This is a genomic window from Rhodococcus sp. 1168 (genome assembly GCF_002091955.1).
Lineage (GTDB): Bacteria > Actinomycetota > Actinomycetes > Mycobacteriales > Mycobacteriaceae > Rhodococcoides.
Genome location: NZ_MKKY01000031.1, coordinates 33,777 through 54,557, shown reverse-complemented (window position 1 = coordinate 54,557; position 20,781 = coordinate 33,777). Strand labels below are relative to the sequence as shown.

Annotated in this window: 23 protein-coding genes and 1 riboswitch; of the genes, 13 read left to right on the top strand and 10 right to left on the bottom strand. The window is 64.2% G+C overall.

Annotation, left to right across the window (positions count from 1 at the left end):
* Positions 1–20 precede the first annotated feature (20 nt).
* The 4 genes from BJI47_RS03925 to cobM form a co-directional block, all read right to left on the bottom strand.
* Positions 21–1,928: a glycosyltransferase gene (locus BJI47_RS03925; RefSeq protein ID WP_088942496.1), complete on the bottom strand. Its 1,908-nt coding sequence runs from the start codon at positions 1,926–1,928 to the stop codon at positions 21–23.
* A complete protein-coding gene (glf, locus tag BJI47_RS03920; RefSeq protein ID WP_254900362.1) occupies positions 1,925–3,154 on the bottom strand; it encodes a UDP-galactopyranose mutase in 1,230 nt (409 codons plus the stop codon). The genes BJI47_RS03925 and glf overlap by 4 nt, the downstream gene beginning before the upstream one ends.
* Positions 3,155–3,411: 257 nt before the next feature.
* Entirely contained in the window at positions 3,412–4,176 is a 765-nt protein-coding gene (gene cobF, locus BJI47_RS03915; RefSeq protein ID WP_088942495.1) for a precorrin-6A synthase (deacetylating), read from the bottom strand.
* Positions 4,173–4,916: a precorrin-4 C(11)-methyltransferase gene (gene cobM, locus BJI47_RS03910; RefSeq protein ID WP_088942494.1), complete on the bottom strand. Its 744-nt coding sequence runs from the start codon at positions 4,914–4,916 to the stop codon at positions 4,173–4,175. The genes cobF and cobM overlap by 4 nt, the downstream gene beginning before the upstream one ends.
* 189 nt (positions 4,917–5,105) lie before the next feature.
* Between cobM and BJI47_RS03905 the strand changes: the two genes are divergently transcribed.
* Positions 5,106–7,163: an N-acetylmuramoyl-L-alanine amidase gene (locus tag BJI47_RS03905; RefSeq protein WP_088942493.1), complete on the top strand. Its 2,058-nt coding sequence runs from the start codon at positions 5,106–5,108 to the stop codon at positions 7,161–7,163.
* 40 nt (positions 7,164–7,203) lie between these two features.
* Here the strand turns inward: BJI47_RS03905 and BJI47_RS03900 are convergent, their stop codons facing one another.
* Positions 7,204–8,040 (bottom strand): Cof-type HAD-IIB family hydrolase, encoded by an 837-nt coding sequence (locus BJI47_RS03900; RefSeq protein WP_088942492.1) that lies wholly within the window; start codon positions 8,038–8,040, stop codon positions 7,204–7,206.
* Positions 8,041–8,183: 143 nt separating this feature from the next.
* On the opposite strand from BJI47_RS03900, the gene BJI47_RS03895 reads away from it, so the two are divergent.
* Both BJI47_RS03895 and BJI47_RS03890 read left to right on the top strand, forming a co-directional pair.
* On the top strand, positions 8,184–8,927 hold the full coding sequence (locus BJI47_RS03895; RefSeq protein WP_088942491.1) for a CPBP family intramembrane glutamic endopeptidase: 744 nt from the start codon (positions 8,184–8,186) through the stop codon (positions 8,925–8,927).
* A gap of 92 nt (positions 8,928–9,019) precedes the next feature.
* The gene (locus BJI47_RS03890) at positions 9,020–9,526 is read left to right on the top strand and encodes a nuclear transport factor 2 family protein (protein ID WP_088942514.1); all 507 of its coding nucleotides are present in this window, start codon (positions 9,020–9,022) and stop codon (positions 9,524–9,526) included.
* Positions 9,527–9,596: 70 nt separating this feature from the next.
* Here the strand turns inward: BJI47_RS03890 and BJI47_RS03885 are convergent, their stop codons facing one another.
* Positions 9,597–10,349 (bottom strand): 1-acyl-sn-glycerol-3-phosphate acyltransferase, encoded by a 753-nt coding sequence (locus tag BJI47_RS03885; RefSeq protein ID WP_088942490.1) that lies wholly within the window; start codon positions 10,347–10,349, stop codon positions 9,597–9,599.
* Positions 10,350–10,412: 63 nt separating this feature from the next.
* Here BJI47_RS03885 and BJI47_RS03880 point away from each other — a divergent pair, with 63 nt between their 5' ends.
* From BJI47_RS03880 to BJI47_RS03870, 3 genes are all read left to right on the top strand, one after another.
* On the top strand, positions 10,413–11,258 hold the full coding sequence (locus tag BJI47_RS03880) for a hypothetical protein (RefSeq protein WP_088942489.1): 846 nt from the start codon (positions 10,413–10,415) through the stop codon (positions 11,256–11,258).
* A 170-nt stretch (positions 11,259–11,428) separates the two neighbouring features.
* On the top strand, positions 11,429–11,857 hold the full coding sequence (locus BJI47_RS03875; protein ID WP_088942488.1) for a hypothetical protein: 429 nt from the start codon (positions 11,429–11,431) through the stop codon (positions 11,855–11,857).
* 78 nt (positions 11,858–11,935) lie between these two features.
* Positions 11,936–13,186 (top strand): NAD(P)/FAD-dependent oxidoreductase, encoded by a 1,251-nt coding sequence (locus tag BJI47_RS03870; RefSeq protein WP_088942487.1) that lies wholly within the window; start codon positions 11,936–11,938, stop codon positions 13,184–13,186.
* A gap of 7 nt (positions 13,187–13,193) precedes the next feature.
* Here BJI47_RS03870 and serS read toward each other — a convergent pair whose 3' ends face one another.
* A complete protein-coding gene (serS, locus tag BJI47_RS03865) occupies positions 13,194–14,447 on the bottom strand; it encodes a serine--tRNA ligase (RefSeq protein WP_088942486.1) in 1,254 nt (417 codons plus the stop codon).
* A gap of 10 nt (positions 14,448–14,457) precedes the next feature.
* Positions 14,458–14,853 (bottom strand): ankyrin repeat domain-containing protein, encoded by a 396-nt coding sequence (locus BJI47_RS03860; RefSeq protein ID WP_088942485.1) that lies wholly within the window; start codon positions 14,851–14,853, stop codon positions 14,458–14,460.
* A gap of 33 nt (positions 14,854–14,886) precedes the next feature.
* Between BJI47_RS03860 and BJI47_RS03855 the strand changes: the two genes are divergently transcribed.
* Together BJI47_RS03855 and BJI47_RS03850 are read left to right on the top strand one after the other, a co-directional pair.
* Positions 14,887–15,978 carry a septum formation family protein gene (locus BJI47_RS03855; RefSeq protein WP_088942513.1) on the top strand — a complete coding sequence of 364 codons (1,092 nt, stop codon included), beginning with the start codon at positions 14,887–14,889 and terminating at the stop codon, positions 15,976–15,978.
* 13 nt (positions 15,979–15,991) lie between these two features.
* Positions 15,992–16,324: a metallopeptidase family protein gene (locus BJI47_RS03850; protein WP_088942484.1), complete on the top strand. Its 333-nt coding sequence runs from the start codon at positions 15,992–15,994 to the stop codon at positions 16,322–16,324.
* Between the two features lie 88 nt (positions 16,325–16,412).
* On the opposite strand, the gene BJI47_RS03845 is transcribed toward BJI47_RS03850, so the two are convergent.
* Positions 16,413–17,171 (bottom strand): CbtA family protein, encoded by a 759-nt coding sequence (locus tag BJI47_RS03845; protein WP_088942512.1) that lies wholly within the window; start codon positions 17,169–17,171, stop codon positions 16,413–16,415.
* 26 nt (positions 17,172–17,197) lie between these two features.
* Positions 17,198–17,392, bottom strand: coding sequence for a CbtB-domain containing protein (locus BJI47_RS03840; RefSeq protein WP_084348167.1), 195 nt, complete (start codon positions 17,390–17,392; stop codon positions 17,198–17,200).
* A gap of 31 nt (positions 17,393–17,423) precedes the next feature.
* A riboswitch (cobalamin riboswitch) is annotated at positions 17,424–17,562 on the bottom strand.
* 55 nt (positions 17,563–17,617) lie between these two features.
* On the opposite strand from BJI47_RS03840, the gene BJI47_RS03835 reads away from it, so the two are divergent.
* The 5 genes from BJI47_RS03835 (at position 17,618) to BJI47_RS03820 (ending at position 20,775) form a co-directional block, all read left to right on the top strand.
* A complete protein-coding gene (locus BJI47_RS03835; RefSeq protein ID WP_088942511.1) occupies positions 17,618–18,184 on the top strand; it encodes a histidine phosphatase family protein in 567 nt (188 codons plus the stop codon).
* Positions 18,185–18,290: 106 nt separating this feature from the next.
* Positions 18,291–18,593: a PE domain-containing protein gene (locus BJI47_RS03830; protein WP_088942483.1), complete on the top strand. Its 303-nt coding sequence runs from the start codon at positions 18,291–18,293 to the stop codon at positions 18,591–18,593.
* 103 nt (positions 18,594–18,696) lie between these two features.
* Positions 18,697–19,731 carry a PPE domain-containing protein gene (locus tag BJI47_RS03825; RefSeq protein ID WP_254900361.1) on the top strand — a complete coding sequence of 345 codons (1,035 nt, stop codon included), beginning with the start codon at positions 18,697–18,699 and terminating at the stop codon, positions 19,729–19,731.
* 19 nt (positions 19,732–19,750) lie between these two features.
* On the top strand, positions 19,751–19,963 hold the full coding sequence (locus tag BJI47_RS24420) for a hypothetical protein (protein WP_254900360.1): 213 nt from the start codon (positions 19,751–19,753) through the stop codon (positions 19,961–19,963).
* Entirely contained in the window at positions 19,948–20,775 is an 828-nt protein-coding gene (locus tag BJI47_RS03820) for an ESX secretion-associated protein EspG (RefSeq protein ID WP_254900359.1), read from the top strand. The genes BJI47_RS24420 and BJI47_RS03820 overlap by 16 nt, the downstream gene beginning before the upstream one ends.
* Positions 20,776–20,781: the final 6 nt, after the last annotated feature.

Below are 20,781 nucleotides of genomic sequence, written 5' to 3'. Positions count from 1 at the left end.
CAGCAGCCTCGCTTTGGTTCTTACGCCTCGTAACGAAAGACACGTTCCCAGGTTTCCTTACTGGTGAGGTGAGGGACGGCATCGCGGTAGCGACCCTTGAGTTCGGGGAACCGACGCGAGAGCTCGGTTCTCAGCGCCATTGCTTCCTTGAACAGTGCGGCCGCTTTCTCGCGGTCACGCTGACGGTAGACGACGCCGCGGCCGTCGGCGGTGGTGACGGTGACGCCATCGACCTGCGAGAGCAGGAACCATCGCGCATCCAGCGTGGGCACGTTGAGCTGTGGGCGCTCGTGATGGCGGTCGTGCGCAGGCTTCAAGTTGTGCACGAGACCCTTGGCCAGGCGAGAAATCTTCGACAGCGGATTCGTCGGCAATCCGACGGCTCCTACTTCCTCACCCGAGGCGAGGGGCAGTTCGGTCGAAGAGTCGACGACGACGGCGTCGGGGAAGGTCTTGCGCAGTGCGTGCACCTCGCCCAGCGACGTCGGGAGGATCTCGAGGATGTGCTCGGGCCCTTCGAGGAAGTCGCGGATCGCCTTGTTCTGAATGGCGACGGTAGAGTATTCGAGGCACAGCAGGTGCTTGACGGTGGCCTTGATCGTGTCGAGCACCAGGCCGCGACCGTTGCCGGGTATGTGCAGGGCGGCGACTACGAGTCGGTTACGCAGGTGGAAGTACGCCTGCCAGTCGATGGCATCGTCCTTGTCGCTCCACGCCATGTGCCAGATTGCCGCACCGGGGAGAGTGACCGTCGGGTATCCGGCTTCCCTTGCGCGCAAACCGTATTCGGCGTCGTCCCACTTGATGAACAGTGGCAACGGCTGACCGAGCTCTTCGGCGACGACGCGCGGGATCATGCACATCCACCAGCCGTTGTAGTCGACGTCGATCCGGCGGTGCAGCAGCTTGCTCGAGCGCAGTGGGTATTCGCTGAAGTCGTGGTCGTACTCGACGTTCTGCGCACCGGTCCACATGAAGTTGCTGCGATCGACGACCTCGCCCATCACATGCAGGTGGCTGCGGGCCTGAAGGTTGAGCATCTGGCCACCGACGAGCGTGGGAACCTTCGCGAACCGCGACATTGCCAGCGCTCGAAGAATCGAGTCCGGCTCGATCTCGATGTCGTCGTCCATGAACAGAATGTGTTGGCAGTCGGTGTTGTTCAGCGCCTCGTACATGATGCGGCTGTACCCACCGGAGCCGCCCAGGTTGGCCTGGTCGTGAATGGCCAGACGGCCACCCAGCCCTGCTTCGGCCTCGTCGAATCCGGGCTCGTCTCTGGCCTTCCTCGTACCCTGATCGGGCATGATGACGGCCTTGATCACATCGAGCACCAGCGGGTCCGAGCCCAGAGCCACAAGCGCTTTCACCGCATCGGTGGGTCGGTTGAACGTCGGGATCCCGACGGCGACCGTCGCCTCGCCCGGCGCCTCGATCGGCGCGAACCACCCGGCACTCTCCAGTACGACTTCGGAGTCGGAAGTGATGTCGAACCAGATCCAACCGCCGTCCTCGAACGGACCGAGATCGATCACGAACTCTTGTGCCGCATCACCGTCGACCGCTTCCCGGCCTTCGACGTGAATACGTGAGCTGTCCGCTTTGGAGCGGTAGACATCGATCCGGCAATGACCGGAGACCTCCACGCGCAGCACAACGGACTTCAGGATGCTGTAGCGGCGCCAGTAGCTCGCCGGAAACGCATTGAAGTAGGTACAGAACGACACCTCGGATTCGGCACCGACCGTCAACGAGGTTCGCGACAGCGAATGTGCCCGTCGGGCATTCGTTGTCGCCTCCTCCAGGTACAGGGTGCGCACGTCGAGCGGCTCACCCGGACGAGGCAACAGCACCCGCTGTAGAAGCGACTTACCGTAGTAGGGGGCGAAGTCGAGGGCGCCGTCCTCGAGCAGATGCTTGGCCGTCATTTGTCTCCTGCCAGGGCAGCGCCCGACTCGAAATGTGGTGCGAGCGTGTTGTCGTACAAGTTCAGCGCACTGGCAATGGCCATGTGCATATCGAGGTACTGGTAGGTGCCGAGCCGCCCGCCGAAGAGAACCCCGTTCTCGGCGGCTTCCTTCTTGGCGCGGTCGCGGTACGCCTCGAGTTTCTGGCGGTCCGCGGGAGTGTTGATCGGGTAGTACGGCTCGTCGCCGCTCTCGGCGAATCGCGAGAACTCTCGCATGATGACGGTCTTGTCGGCCGGGTAGGCCCGCTCGGGATGGAAGTGGCGGAACTCGTGAATACGAATGAACGGGACGTCGGCGTCGTTGTAGTTCATCACCGGCGTGCCCTGAAAATCACCGGTCGCCAACACTTCGGTCTCGAAATCGATTGTGCGCCAGCCCAATTCACCTTCGGAGTAGTCGAAGTAGCGGTCCAGTGGGCCAGTGTAGACAATCGGGGCATCCGGGCTCTCGGCGATCAGCTCATCACGCACGTCGAACCAATCGGTGTTCAACCGGACCTCGATGAGGTCGCCGGCAGTCATGTTCTCCAACCACGCGGTGTAACCGTCGACCGGCAGACCCTCGTACGTGTCGTTGAAGTAGCGATTGTCGAAGGTGTAGCGCACCGGCAGGCGCGTGATGTTTCCCGCCGGCAGATTCTTCGGATCCGTCTGCCACTGCTTGGCGGTGTAGTCGCGGATGAACGCCTCGTACAGCGGGCGCCCGATCAGCGAGATCGCCTTCTCCTCGAAGTTCTGCGCATCCTTCGAATCGAACTCACTGGACTGCTCCTCGATGAGCGCACGAGCCTCGGCAGGCGAGTAATACTTGCCGAAGAACTGCGAGATCAGGCCGAGGCCCATCGGAAACTGGTACGACTGGCCCTTGTGCAGCGCGAACACGCGATGCTGATAACTCGTGAAGTCCGTGAACTGATTCACGTAATCCCACACCCGCTTGTTCGAGGTGTGAAAAAGGTGAGCACCGTATTTATGGATCTCGATACCCGTCTCGGGCTCGGCCTCCGAGTACGCATTACCTCCAAGGTGGTGGCGGCGGTCCAGAACAAGGACACGCTTGCCCAGCGCAGACGCCGAGCGCTCCGCCACAGTCAGTCCGAAGAACCCGGATCCGACGACGATCAGGTCGTATCGGCCGGTCACGGAGGCGTCGGAATCAACAGGCACAGGGTTTACGGCAGTCACGGGCAATCAGGGTATCCGACAACCCGCACACCCTCCGCTCCTGACTACCAAAGTCACTCCGCAGGCTCCGCTCCTGCTTCCCCCGAGTCACTCCGCAGGCTCCGCTCCTGCTTCCCCCGAGTCACTCCGCAGGCTCCGCTCCTGCTTCCCCCGAGTCACTCCGCAGGCTCCGCTCCTGCTTCCCCCGAGTCACTCCGCAGGCTCCGCTCCTGCTTCCCCCGAGTCACTGCGCAGGCTCCGCTCCTGCTTCCCCCGAGTCACTGCGCAGGCTCCGCTCCTGCCCGCAAGAGGTAGGTATCCATCACCCAGCCATGCTGTCTCTTGAGCTCGGCGCGTACCCGGTCGATCTCGTCGATGCACTCGTCCAACCTGCCGGACACCAACTTTTCATCCACTGTTCCCAAATTGGCGCCCCAGTGAATGCCCCAGCGGTCCTCCCCGACCAACGCTCGGCAGGCCAGGTGTCCGTCCAGCATGACCACGACGTTGTCCGCTCCCGCCGCTACGTCGCTGCCGAGGGCCCGGCCGGTGGTGATGGTGATCGGACCACCGATTCGGTTGAGCACCAGGCGGTGGGCGGCGGCCAGCATCGACACACTGCTGATGCCGGGCGTCACGTCGTAGTCGATATCGAGGGTCCCGAAGTCACGGACCCGCTCGATCACTCTGATGGTGCTGTCGTAGAGCGCAGGGTCACCCCAGACGAGGAATCCCACGGTCGCCGACGGGTCCAGACCGAGCAGCACCTTCTCGTAGGCGCGGGCGCGGGCGTCGTGCCAATCCAGTACTGCGGTCCCGTAGTCGCTGGGCTTCCGGTCACGCTCCGGATCGGGGACCGCGACCACGCGGTAATCCCCCGGCACATGACGTCGCAGAATCTCCGCGCGCGCGTCACCTAGATCACCGACCGATGCGCCCTTGTCCGCGACGAGGAACACATCGACCTCGCGAAGCTTCCCGACAGCCTGGACGGTGATCTGGTCCGGATGCCCGCCCCCGATTCCGACGAGGTGGATTTTCATGCTCGATCTCGGCAAGCGTCATAGAGGTGCGATTCCACGCCGGGTGTGCGGCCCACCGCAGGTCCGACGAGAATGACCGCGGCCTGGCGGAGCCCTGCGGCCTCGACCTGGTCGGCGATGTCGGCGAGGGTTCCGTTCAGGACGAGCTGATCGGGCTTGCTTGCATGAAAGACGACAGCGGCCGGACAGCCGGCGCCGTACTCACCGACGATCTCCTCGACCAACGCCCGAATCCGGGTGATGGCCAGATGCAGCACCAGCGTCGACCGCGTTTCGGCGAACCGCGACAGCGCCTCGGTATCCGGCATCGCCGTCGAGCGCGCCTGCGTCCGTGTCAGTACGACGGATTGTGTTACCTCGGGGACCGTCAGCTCGATGCGAAGCGTGGCAGCAGCCGCGGCGTACGCGGGAACACCGGGAGTGACATCCCAGGGCACCCCCGCGGCGTCGAGGCGTGCCGACTGCTCCGCGAGCGCGGAGTACAGCGACGGATCTCCCGAGCACAGCCGTGCGACGTCGTCACCACGTCGATGAGCGTCGACGAGTTCTTGCGTGATCGTGTCCAGGTCGAGCCGAGCTGTGTCGACGAGTCGAGCGCCCGGAGGGCAGTGCGCGAGAATGGCGTCGTCGATGTACGTACCAGCGTAAACACACACTGGACTGGCGTTGAGCAGCTCGACTGCGCGCAGCGTCAGCAGGTCGGGTGCACCGGGACCGGCGCCGATGAAGTGGACTGTCACAAGGCAAAAGCGTAGGCGGTGAGATTCGACGCGCCGCACGTACTGGCAATCCGCGCGCTGGCTAACTCTCAAGCTAAGGTTTAGCCTTGTGTCGGATGGGGTGGATGTGACCCATGTTGCTGTAGCGATTGCCGCGACATTGGAACGCACCACCTCATGAACAGTTCGCCTACAACCAGGAGTACCGCCTTGCACCGTCGAACGAAGCCGTCGATCGTTCTCGGCGCTGTCGCCCTACTGGCCGTCGCGAGCCCTTTCGCGGCGTACAGCATCTCCGGCGATTCTGCGTCCACCGATGTTCGATCGGCCAACGAGACCACCCCTGTGACAGTGCCGACGACGATCGTCGAAACGGCCCTGGCGGCAGCACCGGACATCGTCATCCCGCTCAGGGAATTGACGGGTCTTCCGCTGCCCGACCTCCGCCTGTCCGATCTCAAATACCTGCCGCTTCCGGATAACATCGCCATTCCGCCGTTCCAGATTCCGGAGATCCCCGGCCTGACGGTCCCGGACTCCTCGGCGCCGTCGGCCCAGGTGCCGGCTCCGGTAACCCCTCCTGCCGGTGACGATCCCGGCGCGCCACTCGGCGCTGTCGTCAAGGAACTGAAGCAGGACACCCCGTTCAGCATGGTTGCCCTGACGTCGACAGGTCTCGACAACACGTCGGCGCAGATTCGTCGCCAGCTCGAGGACGGATCCTGGGGCCCTTGGCTCGCAACCGAACCCGTCGACACAGGCGTCGACGACGCGGCCGCCGCGCCCGAGAAGCAGGGCACCGAGCCGATTTTCGTGGGAGCAACCAAGGCAGTTCAGCTGCTGATGACTCCGCGACCGCAGGCGCCCGCCGCAGCACCGGCACCGGCTCCAGCGCCCGCTCCGGAGGTGGCGCCCGCCCCCGAGCAGCCACTCGGTTACACACCCGCTTCCGTCTCGAAGCCGTTGCGTCAGCAGGACACTCCGCTTGCATCGGCCATCGACGGCACCAGTGCCGTCCTGATTCAGCCCGGCACTTCCCCCGCGGACGCCACACTCAGTGATCTCGCGACACCCGTCGCGGGAAGTAAGGGCCCGAAGGTGATCTCGCGATCACAGTGGGGCGCAGACGAATCCATCCGTTGCGCCAACCCCGACTATGATGACTTCCTCGGCGGCGCGACCGTGCATCACACCGCGGGCAGCAACGAGTACTCGAAGTCGGAGTCGGTCGAGATCGTCCGGGCCATCTACGCCTACCACGCCCAGACTCTCGGCTGGTGCGACGTCGGTTACAACGTGTTGGTCGACAAGTACGGCCAGATATTCGAAGGCCGCGCGGGTGGTTTGGACAAGCCGGTGCAGGGTGCGCATGCCGGTGGGTTCAACGAAAACACCATGGGCATCGCAATGATGGGTGACTTCTCCACCGAAGCGCCACCGCAGGCGACCATCGATTCGGTCGGCTCGTTCCTCGGCTGGCGGCTGGGACTCGCCGGACTCGATCCCAAGGGCAGCACTTCGATGACGTCCGAGGGCACGGAGTTCACCTTCGTCGGCCAAGGCCAGAGCGTCGACCTGCCGGTTATCTTTGCGCACCGTGACGTCGGGAACACCGCATGCCCCGGTGACGGTGCCTACGCAAAGCTGGACGAGATTCGCGATATCGCCGAAGCATCGCTCGGCGGCGCCGAGGTGAGTTCTACTCCTGCAGAGACCGACCTGTCGGAACCGGCCCTGGAGGCAGCAGCACCGGAGGCACAGACCCCGAACTCTGCGGGAACGGACGTCAGCAGCACACTCGGCGCTGGAGTTCCGGCGCTCGTCGACGAACTGCTCCGCCTTGCCGACCAGAATCCGATCGCACAGAAGTGGTTGGCCTCGGGCGGCGAAACCGGAATTCTCGGAACACCGGTCAGCGGCCTCGTTCAGGTCAAGGGTGGACAGTCCGCCGGGTTCGCCAACGGCTCCATTTTCACGACCATCGCCGGTCAAGCAGTCGCGGTGATCGGCAAGATCTTCGAGCAGTTCCTCGCCCTGGGTGGGGAGAACGGTGATCTCGGACTTCCGAGTACGGATGAATACCGCGTCCCCGAGGGCCTGCGCACCGATTTCGAGAACGGTTCGCTGATCTTCAACGAAGCAACTGGAATCGTCACCACGGTCATCAAGACCTACAACGACACCTACCAGCAGAAAATGGACGAAGGTGCTGTGTCGGCTCCGATCGAACCGGCTCCTGTCGCACCCGAGGTAGCACCAGCGCCGTAGGTTTCGGGCCTCGCTGCGGCCGACGCCGCAGCGGGGTTTGTCACCACCAGCGTTCGAGGACCACCGCCACCCCGTCGTCCACGTTGCTGACCGTCACTTCGTCGGCTGCAGCGAGGACGGCGGGGTGCGCGTTTGCCATGGCTACGCCTCGGCCTGCCATCTTCAGCATCGGGATGTCGTTGGGCATATCGCCGAACGCAGCAATGTCTTTCGCCGCCACCGACAGTCGTTCGGCGACGAGGGCGACACCGGATGCCTTGGTGACACCGGGTGCCGACAATTCGATCAACCCGTTGTCGGTGGAGAACGTGATATCTGCCCGGCCGTCGATCAGCGGTTCGAGAGCGGCGACCATGTTCCCGCTCGACGCGCTCGACAATCTGATGAGCAGTTTCACGGCCGGCACTTCCAACACCTCTGTGTCGGATGTTTCCGTGTTGTCGGGATTGAGCCACGCGTGCTCGTAACCGGGTGAACTGACGAACTGCGGCGTCGCAGCGTCGTGTGCCGATTTACCGACCCGCTCGGCCGCCAGCCCGCAACCGGGCAACACCGAGTACGCGACGTCGGCAAGCCATTGCAGCGTCTCGGCCGACAGCGTCTGTGTGTCGAGAATCCGGTCGGTGGCACTGTCGTAGATCACCGCGCCGTTGGCGCAGACACACATCGGTGCGTAGCCGAGTTGCTCGACTACGGGTGATATCCATCGCGGCGGTCGCCCGGTCGAGAGGATGAAGGGGGTCCCCTCCCCGACCATGGTCAGAACCGCTCGTCGAGTGCGCTCGCTGACCCGCTCGTGGGCGTCGAGAAGGGTGCCGTCTACGTCGCTGGCGACGAGGCGGGGCTGGGTCCGAGAGGTATCAGGCATCGCCGCCATTGTGCCCTAGAAGCCGACGACGGCGCCCGGCACGCTCACCAGGGAGTCCGTCGGAGGCAGGCCACCCGGCCGAGGTGAGGATTCGGTCACACCACCCGCATTGGCGCCTCGGCACCGAACAGGTTCTCCGTACACTTGGTGGGATGCTCATGACCCAGGCCGACACGAAGGCATCTCGACGACGCGGATTCCACGCGTACCTCGATGTTGCGGTCGTCGTTCTGGTGCTGGTCGGAACCAACCTGATCGCGCACTTCACCACGGTGTGGGCCAGCATCGCGACGGTACCCATCGCGGCCGTCATCCTCGTTGCACTGACCCGACGCCGCGGACTCGGCTGGGCCGAACTGGGCCTGTCACCGAAGCAATGGAAGACCGGTTCGATCTACGCGCTCGGTGCAGTCGGGATCGTCGTCACCGTCGTTGCGATCGGGGCTCTACTGCCGATGACCAGGACTTTCTTCATGGCCGACCGGTATGCCACCATTTCGGCAGCGCTCGTCGCGTCGATGATCGTCATCCCGTTGCAGACGGTCATCCCGGAGGAACTGGCCTTCCGCGGCGTACTGCACGGCACGCTGGGACGCATCTACGGCGCCCGTGGTGTCTTCGCCGCCGGATCACTGCTCTTCGGCCTATGGCACATCGCGTCGTCACTCGGATTGACCGCGGGCAATGCGGGGCTCAGCAATTTCCTCGGCGGTGGGGTGTTCGGTCAAATCGCAGGCATCGTGGCCGCGGTCATCGCGACAGCCGCAGCCGGCCTCGTCTTCACCTGGCTGCGACGCCGCAGCGGCAGTCTGATCGCCCCGATCGCGTTGCACTGGTCACTCAACGGCATCGGTGCACTAGCCGCCGCGCTGGTGTGGCACGCCTCTATGTCCTGAATCAGCGAACCACGGCCCCCTCCGGTCGTACGTATCCCATCCAGCGGAAACCCGACTCGACCGCACCCCAGATCCTGGCACCGTGGACCGATATGACGATCAACGCGAGCGACGCACTCGAAAAACTACTGGCGATCGAGGAGATCAAGCAGCTCTTCGCCGCGCGCCTGCGGTGCATGGACAACAAGGAATGGGACCGCTACGCGGGCTTCCACACCGACGACGTCGTCAGCGATTCGTGGACCAGTACCGACGCTGCCCCGCAAACCGGCACCTCTGAATCCGCCAAACAGGTGTCCGGCTCGCAGACGTTGGCCGCGGCCATCCGGAGCACACTCGACGGCGCGGTGAAGGTCACCAGCGTGCACCACGGCCACACCCCGGAGATCACGCTGACGTCGCCGACCACCGCCACGGGAATCTGGGCGATGGAAGACAAATTGTGGTGGACCAACACGGCCACCGGCACGACCGAGCACCTTCATGGATACGGCCACTACCACGAGGAATACCGACTCGAGGACGGTCGGTGGCTGATCAGCTACCGGAATCTGACCCGCCTGCGCGTCGACTCGACCCCGGGATTCCACGACCGCTAGCACCCAAAGACGCCATCTGTGCGAGTGTGCGCGGGTCAGTGCACACGCGCACAGGTGGCGTGGTCAGGCTCTACTTGGACTTCTTCGCTTCCCGCGCAGCATTTCTCGCTGCAAGATCCTCGGCATCGAGCTTGTCTGCCTGCTCCAACGTGGGCGCACTACCGCCCAGGCGAGCGGGAACCCAATACGCGCCAGGCTCGTGGTCGTAATCTTCCTGCAGAGCCAACAGCATCTCCTGCATCACCGAATGCAGCTTCTCGGTGAGCTCCCTCGGTGGACCGACCGGCTCGATCGGCTTGCCGACCGCGATGGAGATGGGAGTGTTGGTGCGCCCCAATCGCTTCGGAAAGCCCTTGGTCCAGACGCGCTGCGCACCCCAGATGACCGTCGGAATGATCGGCACGCCGGCCTCGATCGCCATTCTCGCCGCCCCGGACTTGAATTCCTTGATCTCGAAGCTGCGACTGATAGTGGCCTCCGGGTACACCCCGACCAGCTCGCCCTTGCGCAGATCCGCGACGGCAGCCTGGTAGGAATCCGCACCTGCCCCACGATCGACCGGAATGTGCTTCAGCGATCGCATGATCGGGCCCGAGATCTTGTTGTCGAACACTTCCTTCTTGGCCATGAAGCGGATGTACCGCTTGACCCTTCGCGGCGGTATGCCAGCATAGGTGAAGTCCAGGTATCCGGTGTGGTTGACGGCGATGACCGCGCCACCGGTGGCAGGGATGTTCTCCTCGCCCACAACCTTGAATTTCAAGCCTTCCAGCGCGAAGACCACACGAGCGATGCCGATGACAGATCGATAGACGGGTTCCACAGTCGGCTAGCGTAGTCGCTGGAAGACCCAGGGGAGAAGACGCAGTCGGAAGGTCAGCTGTAGATGAGTTCGAGTAGAGTCAACGTTCTAGCAAGTATGGGACTGTTCGGGGCAGTTCTCACGCTCACCGCTTGCGGAGGTGACGGCCAGCAGGGCATTCCCACCGAGACGCGCTCGGCAACAGCTACGGCAACGCCGCCCGCCGCCACACCGCCGTCCGCCACCACACCGCCCGCAACCACGCCTCCACCGGTGGGTCCGGCCGTCGGCGAAGTACCGACGAACCCCGAGGCAGCCACAGCCTTACGGGCATTCCTCACCGACCTCGATGCAGGCGGCGTCCCCGCGGTAACGGCGAAGTGCTGGACGGTCCCGCCGCCAGAGGTCCCAGCCCGCTACAGCGACGCCGCATCGATCCTCGACGCGGCCGCAGCCCCCGGCGTCGACGGGCAATACGCGGTCACCTGGAGTAGCCCAGCCATCACACTCAGCGTCAAGCGCAGCGAGATCGCCTCCGGGTATGCGTGTCCGGCGGTATTTCCGGGGGGCTCGTCCGGCGCTTACACGGACACCGAAGCCGAATACACCGTCGAGCGGTATCTCGGCCGCTTCACGGGCACCCCGGTGAACCCCGCCGACCTAGAAGGCGACTACCCGCTCGTATGCGACACCCGGGCCATTTGGGACCCGCAGCGCACGGGCGCGGCGACCACGGCGCCATTGGCAAACAATCCCGGCCGGCTGACCGGATCGGCGTCGTACAAACCGGACAGCGTCTATGTTGCCGCCAACGACGGCGAGTACACCACGGTCTATGCCGACGTCACCGAAGTTTCCGGAGTCGAACAGAACCGGATATTCACCCTGACGATCGGGTCCAACGGTTACTGCATCGGTGACGTCGTGTGAGGTGTTGCCGCCCGCCCGTGCCCGACCATGTCGCCCGCCTGTGTCGCCCGCCCGTGTCGCCCGCCCATGTCGCCCGCCCGCTTGAATGGTCCATTCATACGATCAGATAGCTTCAGAGCGCCGTTCAAGCGGTCGGGTGCACCCACATCTGCGCGACGGGGAGGAAATTTGTGACAACTCTGGGCGTCGACACCAAGGTTCTGCTGCTGCTCTCGGGTCTGATTCTGCTCTGGGCGCTGGCGCTGGGGGTGTGGAAATTCCGACAGATGGCGACATCGCCTACAGCTCTGGCGCACCCGTACGTCGACATCGCGCACCGTGCGGCACTGATGTACTCGTTCGCGACACTCGTCCTCGCCGCACTCACCGAATTCAGCTCGTTCCCGACGGCAGTGAACCTCACGGCCGGTCTCGTCGCCGTCTTCTTCTTCGTCGCTGCCATCGGAAGTTACATGGTGCACGGATTTTTGAAGGACACCGACAATCAATTCGAGCATCCGGTCCGCGGGACACACGTATTCATGTGGGCGCTGATCGGTGGCGAGATCGGCGGTACGGCCGTTCTGCTCGCCGGTTTCGTTGTGGGACAGTTCTTCTGACCGCTTCAATGGTCCATTGATCCGATTAGATGGTTTGAAAGCACCATTCAAGCGCACGATCTGACTACTCTCTAACTCATGACACACGTGGTGGTCGCCGGTGCCGGCCTGGGCGGAATTGCCTGCGCACACGAACTGGCGCGCAAAGGTGTTTCCGTCACCATCGTCGACCGCAACGATTACCACCAGTTCCAACCGTTGCTCTATCAGGTTGCGACGGCGCAGTTGCCTGCCGCGGACGTCGCGCGACCGCTCGCAACGATCTTCGAAGGCTTCGAGAACGTCCGAGTGGTTCGGGCAGAGATCAGCACCCTGGATTTCGCCTCGCTGTCACTTACCGCCGCGGGTGAAAAGATCTCGGGCGACTATCTTGTCGTCGCGGCTGGAGCGCGCGCCAACTTCTTCGGAACGCCCGGTGCAGAGGAATTTTCGTTCCCGCTGTACTCCGTCGCCGACGCCGAGAAGCTTCGCCACCACGTCAGCGAGGTGCTGCGCGGTGAACACGATCCACTCGACGTCGTCATCGTCGGAGGCGGGCCGACCGGCGTCGAGACCGCGGGTGCCTTCGCCGAACTGTTCACGGCTCTGCGCAAGATGAGTCATCCGGGCGGTCGCGGGGAGGCCTGGCTCATCAACCACGGGCAGGCGTTGCTGGCGCCGTTCAGTGAACGCTCGCATGTCTACGCACACGACAAGCTGATCGAACACGGCGCAAAGCTTCGCCTCGGGGTCGGCGTCACCGCAGTCGATGCCGGTGGCGTCGTGCTCAGTGACTCCACCCGCATCGACTCGCGGACCGTCATCTGGGCCGGCGGCGAATCGGCGGCTCCGGTGGCAGCGACCGGCGACGCGAAGCCTGGGCCCGGCGGGCGACTGGACGTACTGGCCGATCTCACGGTCCCGAGGTTCGACAATGTCTACGCCGTCGGCGACGTGGCGAACATAACCGACGTAGACGGAAAGACGTTGCCCCAGTTGGGTTCGGTCGCTCAGCAAGCAGGGACCTGGGCGGCCCACAACATCGAGCTGACCATCGCAGGAAAACATCGGAAGGTCTTCCAGTACAAGGACAAGGGCATCATGGCGATGATCGGCCGCGGGGCCGCTGTCGCAGAGGTCGGCGCGCACCGACATCAGGTGCAGGGACCGCTCGCGTTCGCGGCGTGGCTCGGCGTCCATGCCGCACTACTGAGCGGCGCGCACAGCAAGGTCGACGCTTTCCTGTCCTGGGCGTGGGATTACTTCGACAGCGATCACGCCGCCATCGTCGAGTGCCACGGCAATCCGAAGCGGATCGCCTGGGCCGACGACGTGAAGCCGACCATCTGACACGTCTCTAGCGCAGAACATCCGTTCCGACGAACGGCACCAGAGCTTCCGGTACCCGAACGGTCCCGTCGGCCTGCTGGTGGTTCTCAAGGATCGCGACGATCCATCGCGTCGTGGCCAATGTTCCGTTCAGCGTCGCAGCAATCTGCGGCTTGCCGTTGTCGTCGCGGTACCGAACGCCCAGGCGTCGGGCCTGGAAGGTCGTGCAGTTGGACGTCGAGGTCAGCTCGCGGTAGGCATTCTGCGTCGGCACCCAAGCCTCGCAGTCGAACTTGCGGGCCGCCGAGGACCCGAGATCGCCACCGGCAACATCGATGATGCGGTACGGAAGTTCCACTGCCGCAAGCATTTCTCGCTCGAACTCGAGGAACTTGCGATGCTCGGCCGCTGCGTCCTCGGGCTTGATGTAGGAAAACATCTCGATCTTGTCGAACTGGTGGACGCGGATGATCCCGCGAGTGTCCTTGCCGTACGAACCCGCTTCGCGACGAAAGCACGTCGACCAGCCCGCGTAGCGCTTCGGGCCGTCGGACAGGTCGAGGATCTCGCCTGCGTGGTAACCGGCCAGCGCGACTTCCGACGTGCCGACGAGATACAGATCGTCGGCTTCGAGTCGGTAGATCTCATCGGCGTGGGCCCCCAGGAATCCGGTTCCCGCCATGATCTCCGGCCGCACCACCACCGGCGGGATCATCATGGTGAACCCGTTCTTGACGGCCTTCTGCGCTGCCAACTGCAACATCCCCTGCTGCAGCAATGCGCCGTAGCCGGTCATGAAGTAGAACCGCGAACCCGACACCTTCGCGCCGCGTTCCATGTCGATCAGCTTCAGCGACTCACCGAGCTCGAGGTGGTCTTTCGGCTCGAAGTCGAACGTCGGGATCTCACCGACGGTTTCCATCAACACGAAATCGTCTTCGCCGCCAGCGGGAGCTCCCTCTTCGACGACGTTCGACAAGGCTCGTTGTGCACTGTCCAGCGCGGCATCGGCCTCGTTCTGGAGCGCCTCGGCAGCCTTGACCTTCGCCGCCAGTTCGGACGACCCTGCCAGCAGTGCAGGACGCTCCTCCGCCGACGCCTTCCCGACGCGTTTGCCGAGCGCCTTCTGCTCTGCGCGGAGCTGATCACCGGCGAGCACTGCGGCCCGTCGGGACGCATCGGCGTCGAGCAGCACGTCGACTAGCGCGGGATCTTCTCCACGGGTGCGCTGTGAGGCACGGACGACATCGGGATTCTCACGAAGAAACTTCAGGTCGATCACGAGGAAAACCTTACTTGCCGAGCAAGCCCAGGTAGTCCTCGCGTCCGAACATGCGCGCCGCGTCGATCGCGGACGGATGACCACCGTGCGGATCCGCTCCACCCTCGACCAGCTCTAGCACCACCTCGTCCTCCCCCTTGAAGACCGCGCCTGCGAGCGGAGTCTGGCCCTTCTCGTTCGGCCGATTCACATCGGCACCCTCGCCGACCAGCATCCGAACAGTGTGCGGGTGACCGTGATAGGCAGCCAGCATGACCAGGGTGTCTCCCGCCTCATTGTTGAGGTCGACCGGTACACCGGCATCCAGATATGCCTTCAGAGACTCGGCGTCGCCGTCGCGGGCCATCGTGAACAGTCGGCCCGCAAGCTCGGCGATGTCAGCACTGCTCTCCTCGGGGTCTGTCATAGGAACCGAAGATACTCGGGCATGATGGAGTTGATGTCCACCAGCGATCCGGTTCGGCCGGGGAAACCCACAACGACACGCAACCCGCGCACAGTGTCGGCGCACGTTGCGCGCCGAGGACTTGCGTTCGTCGCGGTGGGGGCCGTCGCAGCTGCTGCGATCACGCTCTCCGTGTCCGGCGGTTTCTCGCAACCGGAGAAGATTGCCACCCACTCCGCCGGCGGGCCTGCCACGACAGGTGCCGTCACGGCCAAGACGTTCGGTTCGGCCGATCCCGGCACGTGCCTGCAGTGGACGCCGACCGATGACCCGGAGACCGACCGACAGGACCTCACCGAAGTCTCCTGCGCCGATCCACATCGATTCGAAGTAGCAGCCGACGTCGACCTGAGTGCATACCCCGGGCTCGAGTTCGCTCCGAATTCGGTCTACCCGGGAGCACAACGGTTCGGACAGCTACGTGACGAGCATTGCGTCGATGCCGTCAACGACTACCTCGGCGCCAAGTTCGATCCGAGTGGCAAGTTCAGTGTCGGCCTGATGTTTCCCAGCCAAGCCGGATGGGCATCAGGCGAGCGGACGTTGCGGTGTGGAATCCAGAAGTCCACCAATACCGGCATCCCGCAGGAGATGACCGGCTCGGCGCTCGACCTGGACCAGTCGAACGTGTGGGAGCCCGGCACCTGCATCGGCATCCTGCAGAACGTGCCCGCCGACCCGGTCGACTGCAGCGCGCCCCACGCCTTCGAGGTGGTCTCCGTCGCAGACCTGAGCCAACAGTTTCCGAACGGAATTCCCAACGAGGCCGACCAGGACGCCTACCTCACAACGGTCTGCACCGACGCCGTGAACGCATACCTCGGCTCCCCTAACGCGCTTCGGGACAAGACGCTGACGCTGTTCTGGGACAACATCGACGTCACCAGTTGGCTGGCAGGTAGCCGTCAGGTCAGCTGTTCGATAGGCAGTGAACTCGACACGGGTGGGTTCGCAACGATCGTCGGATCAGCTCAGGGCGAGATCCTTATCAACGGTCAACCGCCGGTACCGCCGCCATCGGCCCCGGACGGTCGGGCGCTACCCACGCCGCTGCCCGGTGCGGCCCCGATCACGTCGGGAGGGTGACATTCCCACCGATATGAGCCGCGCCGACTTCGAAAATGCCGTCGGTGACGCCCTCGATACGCTTCCGCCGGACATCACCGACCGCATGGACAACGTCGTCATTCTCGTCGAGGAGGAGCACCCCACCGAGGACATCCTCGGCCTGTACGAGGGAGTCGCTCTCACCGACCGCTACGAGTACAGCGGGCACCTACCGGACGTCATCACCATCTACCGTCGTCCGATTCTGAACATGGTCGACGACGCCGAGACGGCCCGACGAGAGATTGCGATCACCGTCGCCCACGAGGTGGGGCATCATTTCGGCATCGACGACGAGCGGTTGCACGAACTGGGTTTCGGGTAGTTTCCCCACCGCTTGAATGGGCGATTCAAGACATCTGATCGTATGAATGGACCATTCAAGCGGGGCTGGGGTGAGCTGAACCCGACAGCTACGCCGCGACCGACTCCCGATCCTTGCCGACGGCCCGATCGGTGAGGAACGCGAACGCCAAGCCGAGCGCGGTCCACAGGGTGGCCTGTATCGCCAGTGAGGACAGTCGGAACTCCCACAGCAGTGTTGCCGGGAAGTCCGCGCCGACCTCGTCGATCGTGGGCAGCAGTACGTATCCCAGGCCTACGACGACGAGGAACGCCGCCAGCGGAGCCGCGATCCGAACGGCGAGCGAACTGTGCGACGCCACTGTTTTTGCGACGTAGAGCCCAATTGCTACCGCCAACAACCCGAGAACGACCGAAGCGAGCCAAAGCCAGGTGCGCTGGTCGATGGTGTCGGGGTCGCCTACGGCAGGTGGATTGGCCGGATACTTGAAGAACGGCACAGCTTCGATTGCCAGCCAACCGAGCGCGCCGGCAGCAATGGCGAGCGTCGACCCGGACAGGGAGGTGAACCGTCGCGCGTAGTGCAGCACCGTCGCGAAGATCGCACCGAGCGCGAGTCCGGCCAGACCGGTTGCGAGGAACAGCCCCACCCGCTGGCCGTCACGGCTGACGAGTGCATCCTCTTCGTCGTGCGAGTGAGCGCCCGGAGTGACTTCGGCGTGCGAATGTGCACCTGCCGCCTCTTCGATGGCGATGGCCGCATCCACGTGCGGCTCACCGATGACGAACGCGACGGTGCCCGCGAGCAAACCTGCGATGAGACCCGCCAGGAGTCCACGGACGAGCAACTGGAGATAGGTCCCCTGCAATGCGGTCACACGCGGGGACGACGTGGTCAGTGGCACGGGAGACCCAGCAGGTGGCGTCCGTCGTGCATCAGTTCGTGCATGTACATTCCACTACGTGAAATGGCGCCCTGGTCGAAACCGACCAGGTAGAGCACGACGAATGCGAGAAGCACCACCGCCGCGACGACGACTGCGAGGGCAGCCGACTCCGTGGCGTTGCTGGGATTGTGAACGATGGCCATGATGGAATGCCTCCTGGGATTGTGCGTCCCTTTCGAACCGAAGCGATGTGTCAGTTTTCTGGCTCTCGGAACCGCTGAGGTCCGATCACAGTGGCGCAACCGCTCCGGATTCACACCGGAATTGCCTGTACACATCGCGCTTACCAGCGAACTCTGGCACCGATCTCAGCCCGGTGTCAATCGGAACCAGGGTGCGAAGAGCCCATGCGTGGAGAGGAGTGCCCGGTGCCGTCGACAGTGACGCGACTCTCGCTGGTCAGCCATGGCACGACCGAGGCAATGCGACGCGCCAGGTTCCATTCGGACGAACCGGTCGATTCAGGCGGGTTGAAGCGGCTGGAGGAACTCACATTCGACTCGGCCGCCGAGATGACCATGATCGCCCCGGAGCGGAGAACTCGACAGACTGCGGCGGTACTCGGCGTGCAGGGAGCCATCGTCGCCGACCTCGCCGACCTCGATTTCGGCGGGTGGGCCGGCCGAACGATGGATGACCTGGACGAGTCCGAGCTGCTGGGGTGGCTCACCGACACCTCTACCGTCCCACCGGGTGGTGAGTCGATCGACGCACTGTTCGACCGTGTCGGGCGTTGGATGAACAGGGTGACGACCGAGCGGCGTCGACTGCTGGCGGTCACGCATCCTGCTGTCGTCCGCGCCGTCGTCGTCAGGGCACTCGACGCGCCGTCGTCCTCGTTCTGGCGGGTGGACATCCCTCCTGCGACGGTGACGAATCTGCACTTCCGAGGCGGGCGATGGACCCTTCGGTCTGCGGCAGAAAAAATCACCTGAAGCTTTTTCACGCGGAGTGGAACCGATTGCTCAGTGCCGTCGTCAAAGTTCTACGAGGGCGAAATTTTCGCTGCGTGATGAAGCTGCGTGATGAAGGAGTGGGGTTATGCCAGGAAATGTGCGCGTCGACCCGGTTGCCCTCGAGGCGGCCGCTGCCGAGTTGGATGCCCTGGCAGCTCGGCTCCAGGCGAGTCTGACGACCGTGGCGATGCCCATCGAGATCACACCCGCCGGCAGCGAGGAAGTCTCACTGCTCGCCAATCGCTACTTCCTTCACGCTGCGGGTTCGTTCACTCCCGCCGCCACCGACGCGATCAGCGAACTGATCGAGTCTGCTGTCGCACTGCGGGCACAGGCGTCCGCGTACCGAGATGTCGACTTCGAACACAGTCGGGCACTGACAATCTGAAGAACGGCTATCTGTACGCGCTGACCACCGACGAGCACTGACGGGGCTGGGCAAATGCAGGGCTGGGCAAATGCAGGGCTGGGTAAATGACGGGGGAAATGTTGTGACACTGGGAGTAACGGGGGTCGTGTGGCTACCACGCACCGCGACAGTCAATTCAGGGGCGTTGCTGCTCGGAACCGGTCCTGCCCCGCTGATCGGTGCCGCGGGCGCATGGGGGTCGGTTGCGGCCGCCTATACCGACGCGTCGATCACAGTGGGTCGGGTCATGGCTGTACTCGCGGCCGGCTGGGAAGGCGAGGCGGCCAATGCGGCCCAGGCTCGCTTCGGCGGATTTTTGGCGTGGACGCAGGGTGCGGCAGCGCTTGCCACCGAGATCAGCGGACACGCTTTCGCCGAGGCTGCGGCCTATACGACTGCGGTCGCTGCGATGCCGAATCCGGTGGAGATAGCTGCTGTGAAATCCGCCAAAGTTGCCGCCTACAGCTCTGGTGGCGCACTGAACGGCAGCGCCGAAGCGCTCGAAGTGGCGGATAGCGTGCTCGACGTTCGGGCCGCGCTCGTCATGGACGGCTACGAAGCTGCGACGACACCCCTGGCCATCACGGTCTCGTTCGATCGGCCGCCCGAGATCGTCAACGACACTTCCGGTGACCCCTCTGGACCCGACGGCACTATCGCCGGAGGCACCTCCTACGAGGAAACGACAGCCTTCGGGTTCAGCGCTCACACCTCACCCGCGCAGGCGGTCATCGCCGCAGCTACAGCAGCAGTTCAGAATCCTGCGTTGGCGGCTGCCGCGGGGCAGGTGGCCGGCTCCGCGGGTTCGATCGCCGGCTCCAGCGTCACCACCGTTGCGTCAGCGGCCACCAACGTCGGCGGATCCGCGGTATCGACGTTCATGAACTCACAGAACTTTTCGCAGGGCTCGGCAGGATCACCGCTCGTGGCCGCAAGCAGAGCCGACGCTGGAACACCGGGTTCGGCGGCAACGCGCGCAATGTCCTTCGGGTCCATCGGTTCCACCGGGTCAGCGGGCCCCGGTGTGGTCGGCTTCGGCCGGGGGTCGGGCGGTCTCGGTAGCACCGCGTTCGGGGCGCCCAACGGACCGGGGGGGCGCGTCACCGACGGCAGGTAGTGAGCGCGTTCTGGCAGGTGTGAACGGCTCGGGTGTGTTCGGGCCGGGTGCGAACGATGCTGCAGCCACGGCCCGCGGTGCCGGTGGTCCGGCATCGGCAGCCGGGGCTCAGGGTGACGAAGACGAAGAGCACCGGACGCCCGGTTATCTGAAGCAATTCGAGCACTTCGGTGACGGCCGCACGGTTGCACCGTCGGTCATCGGCGCGGAACCGACATGGAACGATCGTTGATCGACTTGGGGACTAGACCTCTCGGCCACACCGTTCCCTCTGCCGAGCTCGACGCCGATCGGATGGACTACCTCGTCGAGGCCCTCGGAATCGTCGAGCTGCCGGTAGTGCTGGACGTATTCCCGCGGTTCGATAGGGCTGCCAACCAAGCGGCGGCACTTCGTCGTGGGCACGACGGTCTCGATCACGACGGATTGTTGCCCGACGGTCGCGTCCATCCCGACCTCGAGATGTGGTTGCGTGTTCTGGATCGGCCGCGGTGGTTCATCGCTGCGCGACTGATCAACAGACCCTTCACCAGCGACTCTTCGATGACCCGGATCGCCTTGGCGTCCAACGAGAGCGGTTCGGTTCTCGCTGTGGCTTCGGGTGGGTGGCTCCGCCTACGCGCTTCGGTCGGGGATCCGGCGCAGGAACTGCTCGATGCACTCGGCGTGAGAAGGCCGTTCGAGTTTCACGGAATCGCCGCGGAGACAGATCTTCTGGCGGAGGCACTCGACGGCGAACCGACCGATCGCGTCGCCACTTCGGCGAGACTCTCCCACATCGGAATCGAGGACTCGGCAGCTGCCGACGTCGCCGCAGCCATGAGCACATGCTCGGCCCACGCCGAGATCACCTCGGTCACGGTCGGTCCCGGAGTCCGAACCGTCGGGCAGAATCCGGTTGCGTTCTTCGACACTCGGCGTGGCCGGATCGTGGCGACGTCGAGCATGGCAGCGGACGGCCGACAATGGACGTCGTTGTCGCCTGGTTCGGATGGTCGCGTGAGATCTGCGATCGAGGAGCTCATCGCGGGTACGGCCGGCTGATCAGTG

Coding starts and splice junctions, on each gene's coding strand:
- BJI47_RS03870 (WP_088942487.1), top strand. CDS start 11,936: ATGACACACGTGGTGGTCGCCGGTGCCGGCCTGGGCGGAATTGCCTGC.
- BJI47_RS03830 (WP_088942483.1), top strand. CDS start 18,291: ATGCCAGGAAATGTGCGCGTCGACCCGGTTGCCCTCGAGGCGGCCGCT.
- BJI47_RS03860 (WP_088942485.1), bottom strand. CDS start 14,853: ATGACAGACCCCGAGGAGAGCAGTGCTGACATCGCCGAGCTTGCGGGC.
- BJI47_RS03855 (WP_088942513.1), top strand. CDS start 14,887: ATGTCCACCAGCGATCCGGTTCGGCCGGGGAAACCCACAACGACACGC.
- BJI47_RS03900 (WP_088942492.1), bottom strand. CDS start 8,040: ATGGCGGCGATGCCTGATACCTCTCGGACCCAGCCCCGCCTCGTCGCC.
- BJI47_RS03840 (WP_084348167.1), bottom strand. CDS start 17,392: ATGGCCATCGTTCACAATCCCAGCAACGCCACGGAGTCGGCTGCCCTC.
- BJI47_RS03925 (WP_088942496.1), bottom strand. CDS start 1,928: ATGACGGCCAAGCATCTGCTCGAGGACGGCGCCCTCGACTTCGCCCCC.
- BJI47_RS03890 (WP_088942514.1), top strand. CDS start 9,020: ATGACGATCAACGCGAGCGACGCACTCGAAAAACTACTGGCGATCGAG.
- BJI47_RS03820 (WP_254900359.1), top strand. CDS start 19,948: ATGGAACGATCGTTGATCGACTTGGGGACTAGACCTCTCGGCCACACC.
- cobF (WP_088942495.1), bottom strand. CDS start 4,176: ATGAAAATCCACCTCGTCGGAATCGGGGGCGGGCATCCGGACCAGATC.
- BJI47_RS03880 (WP_088942489.1), top strand. CDS start 10,413: ATGAGTTCGAGTAGAGTCAACGTTCTAGCAAGTATGGGACTGTTCGGG.
- BJI47_RS03850 (WP_088942484.1), top strand. CDS start 15,992: ATGAGCCGCGCCGACTTCGAAAATGCCGTCGGTGACGCCCTCGATACG.
- BJI47_RS03895 (WP_088942491.1), top strand. CDS start 8,184: ATGCTCATGACCCAGGCCGACACGAAGGCATCTCGACGACGCGGATTC.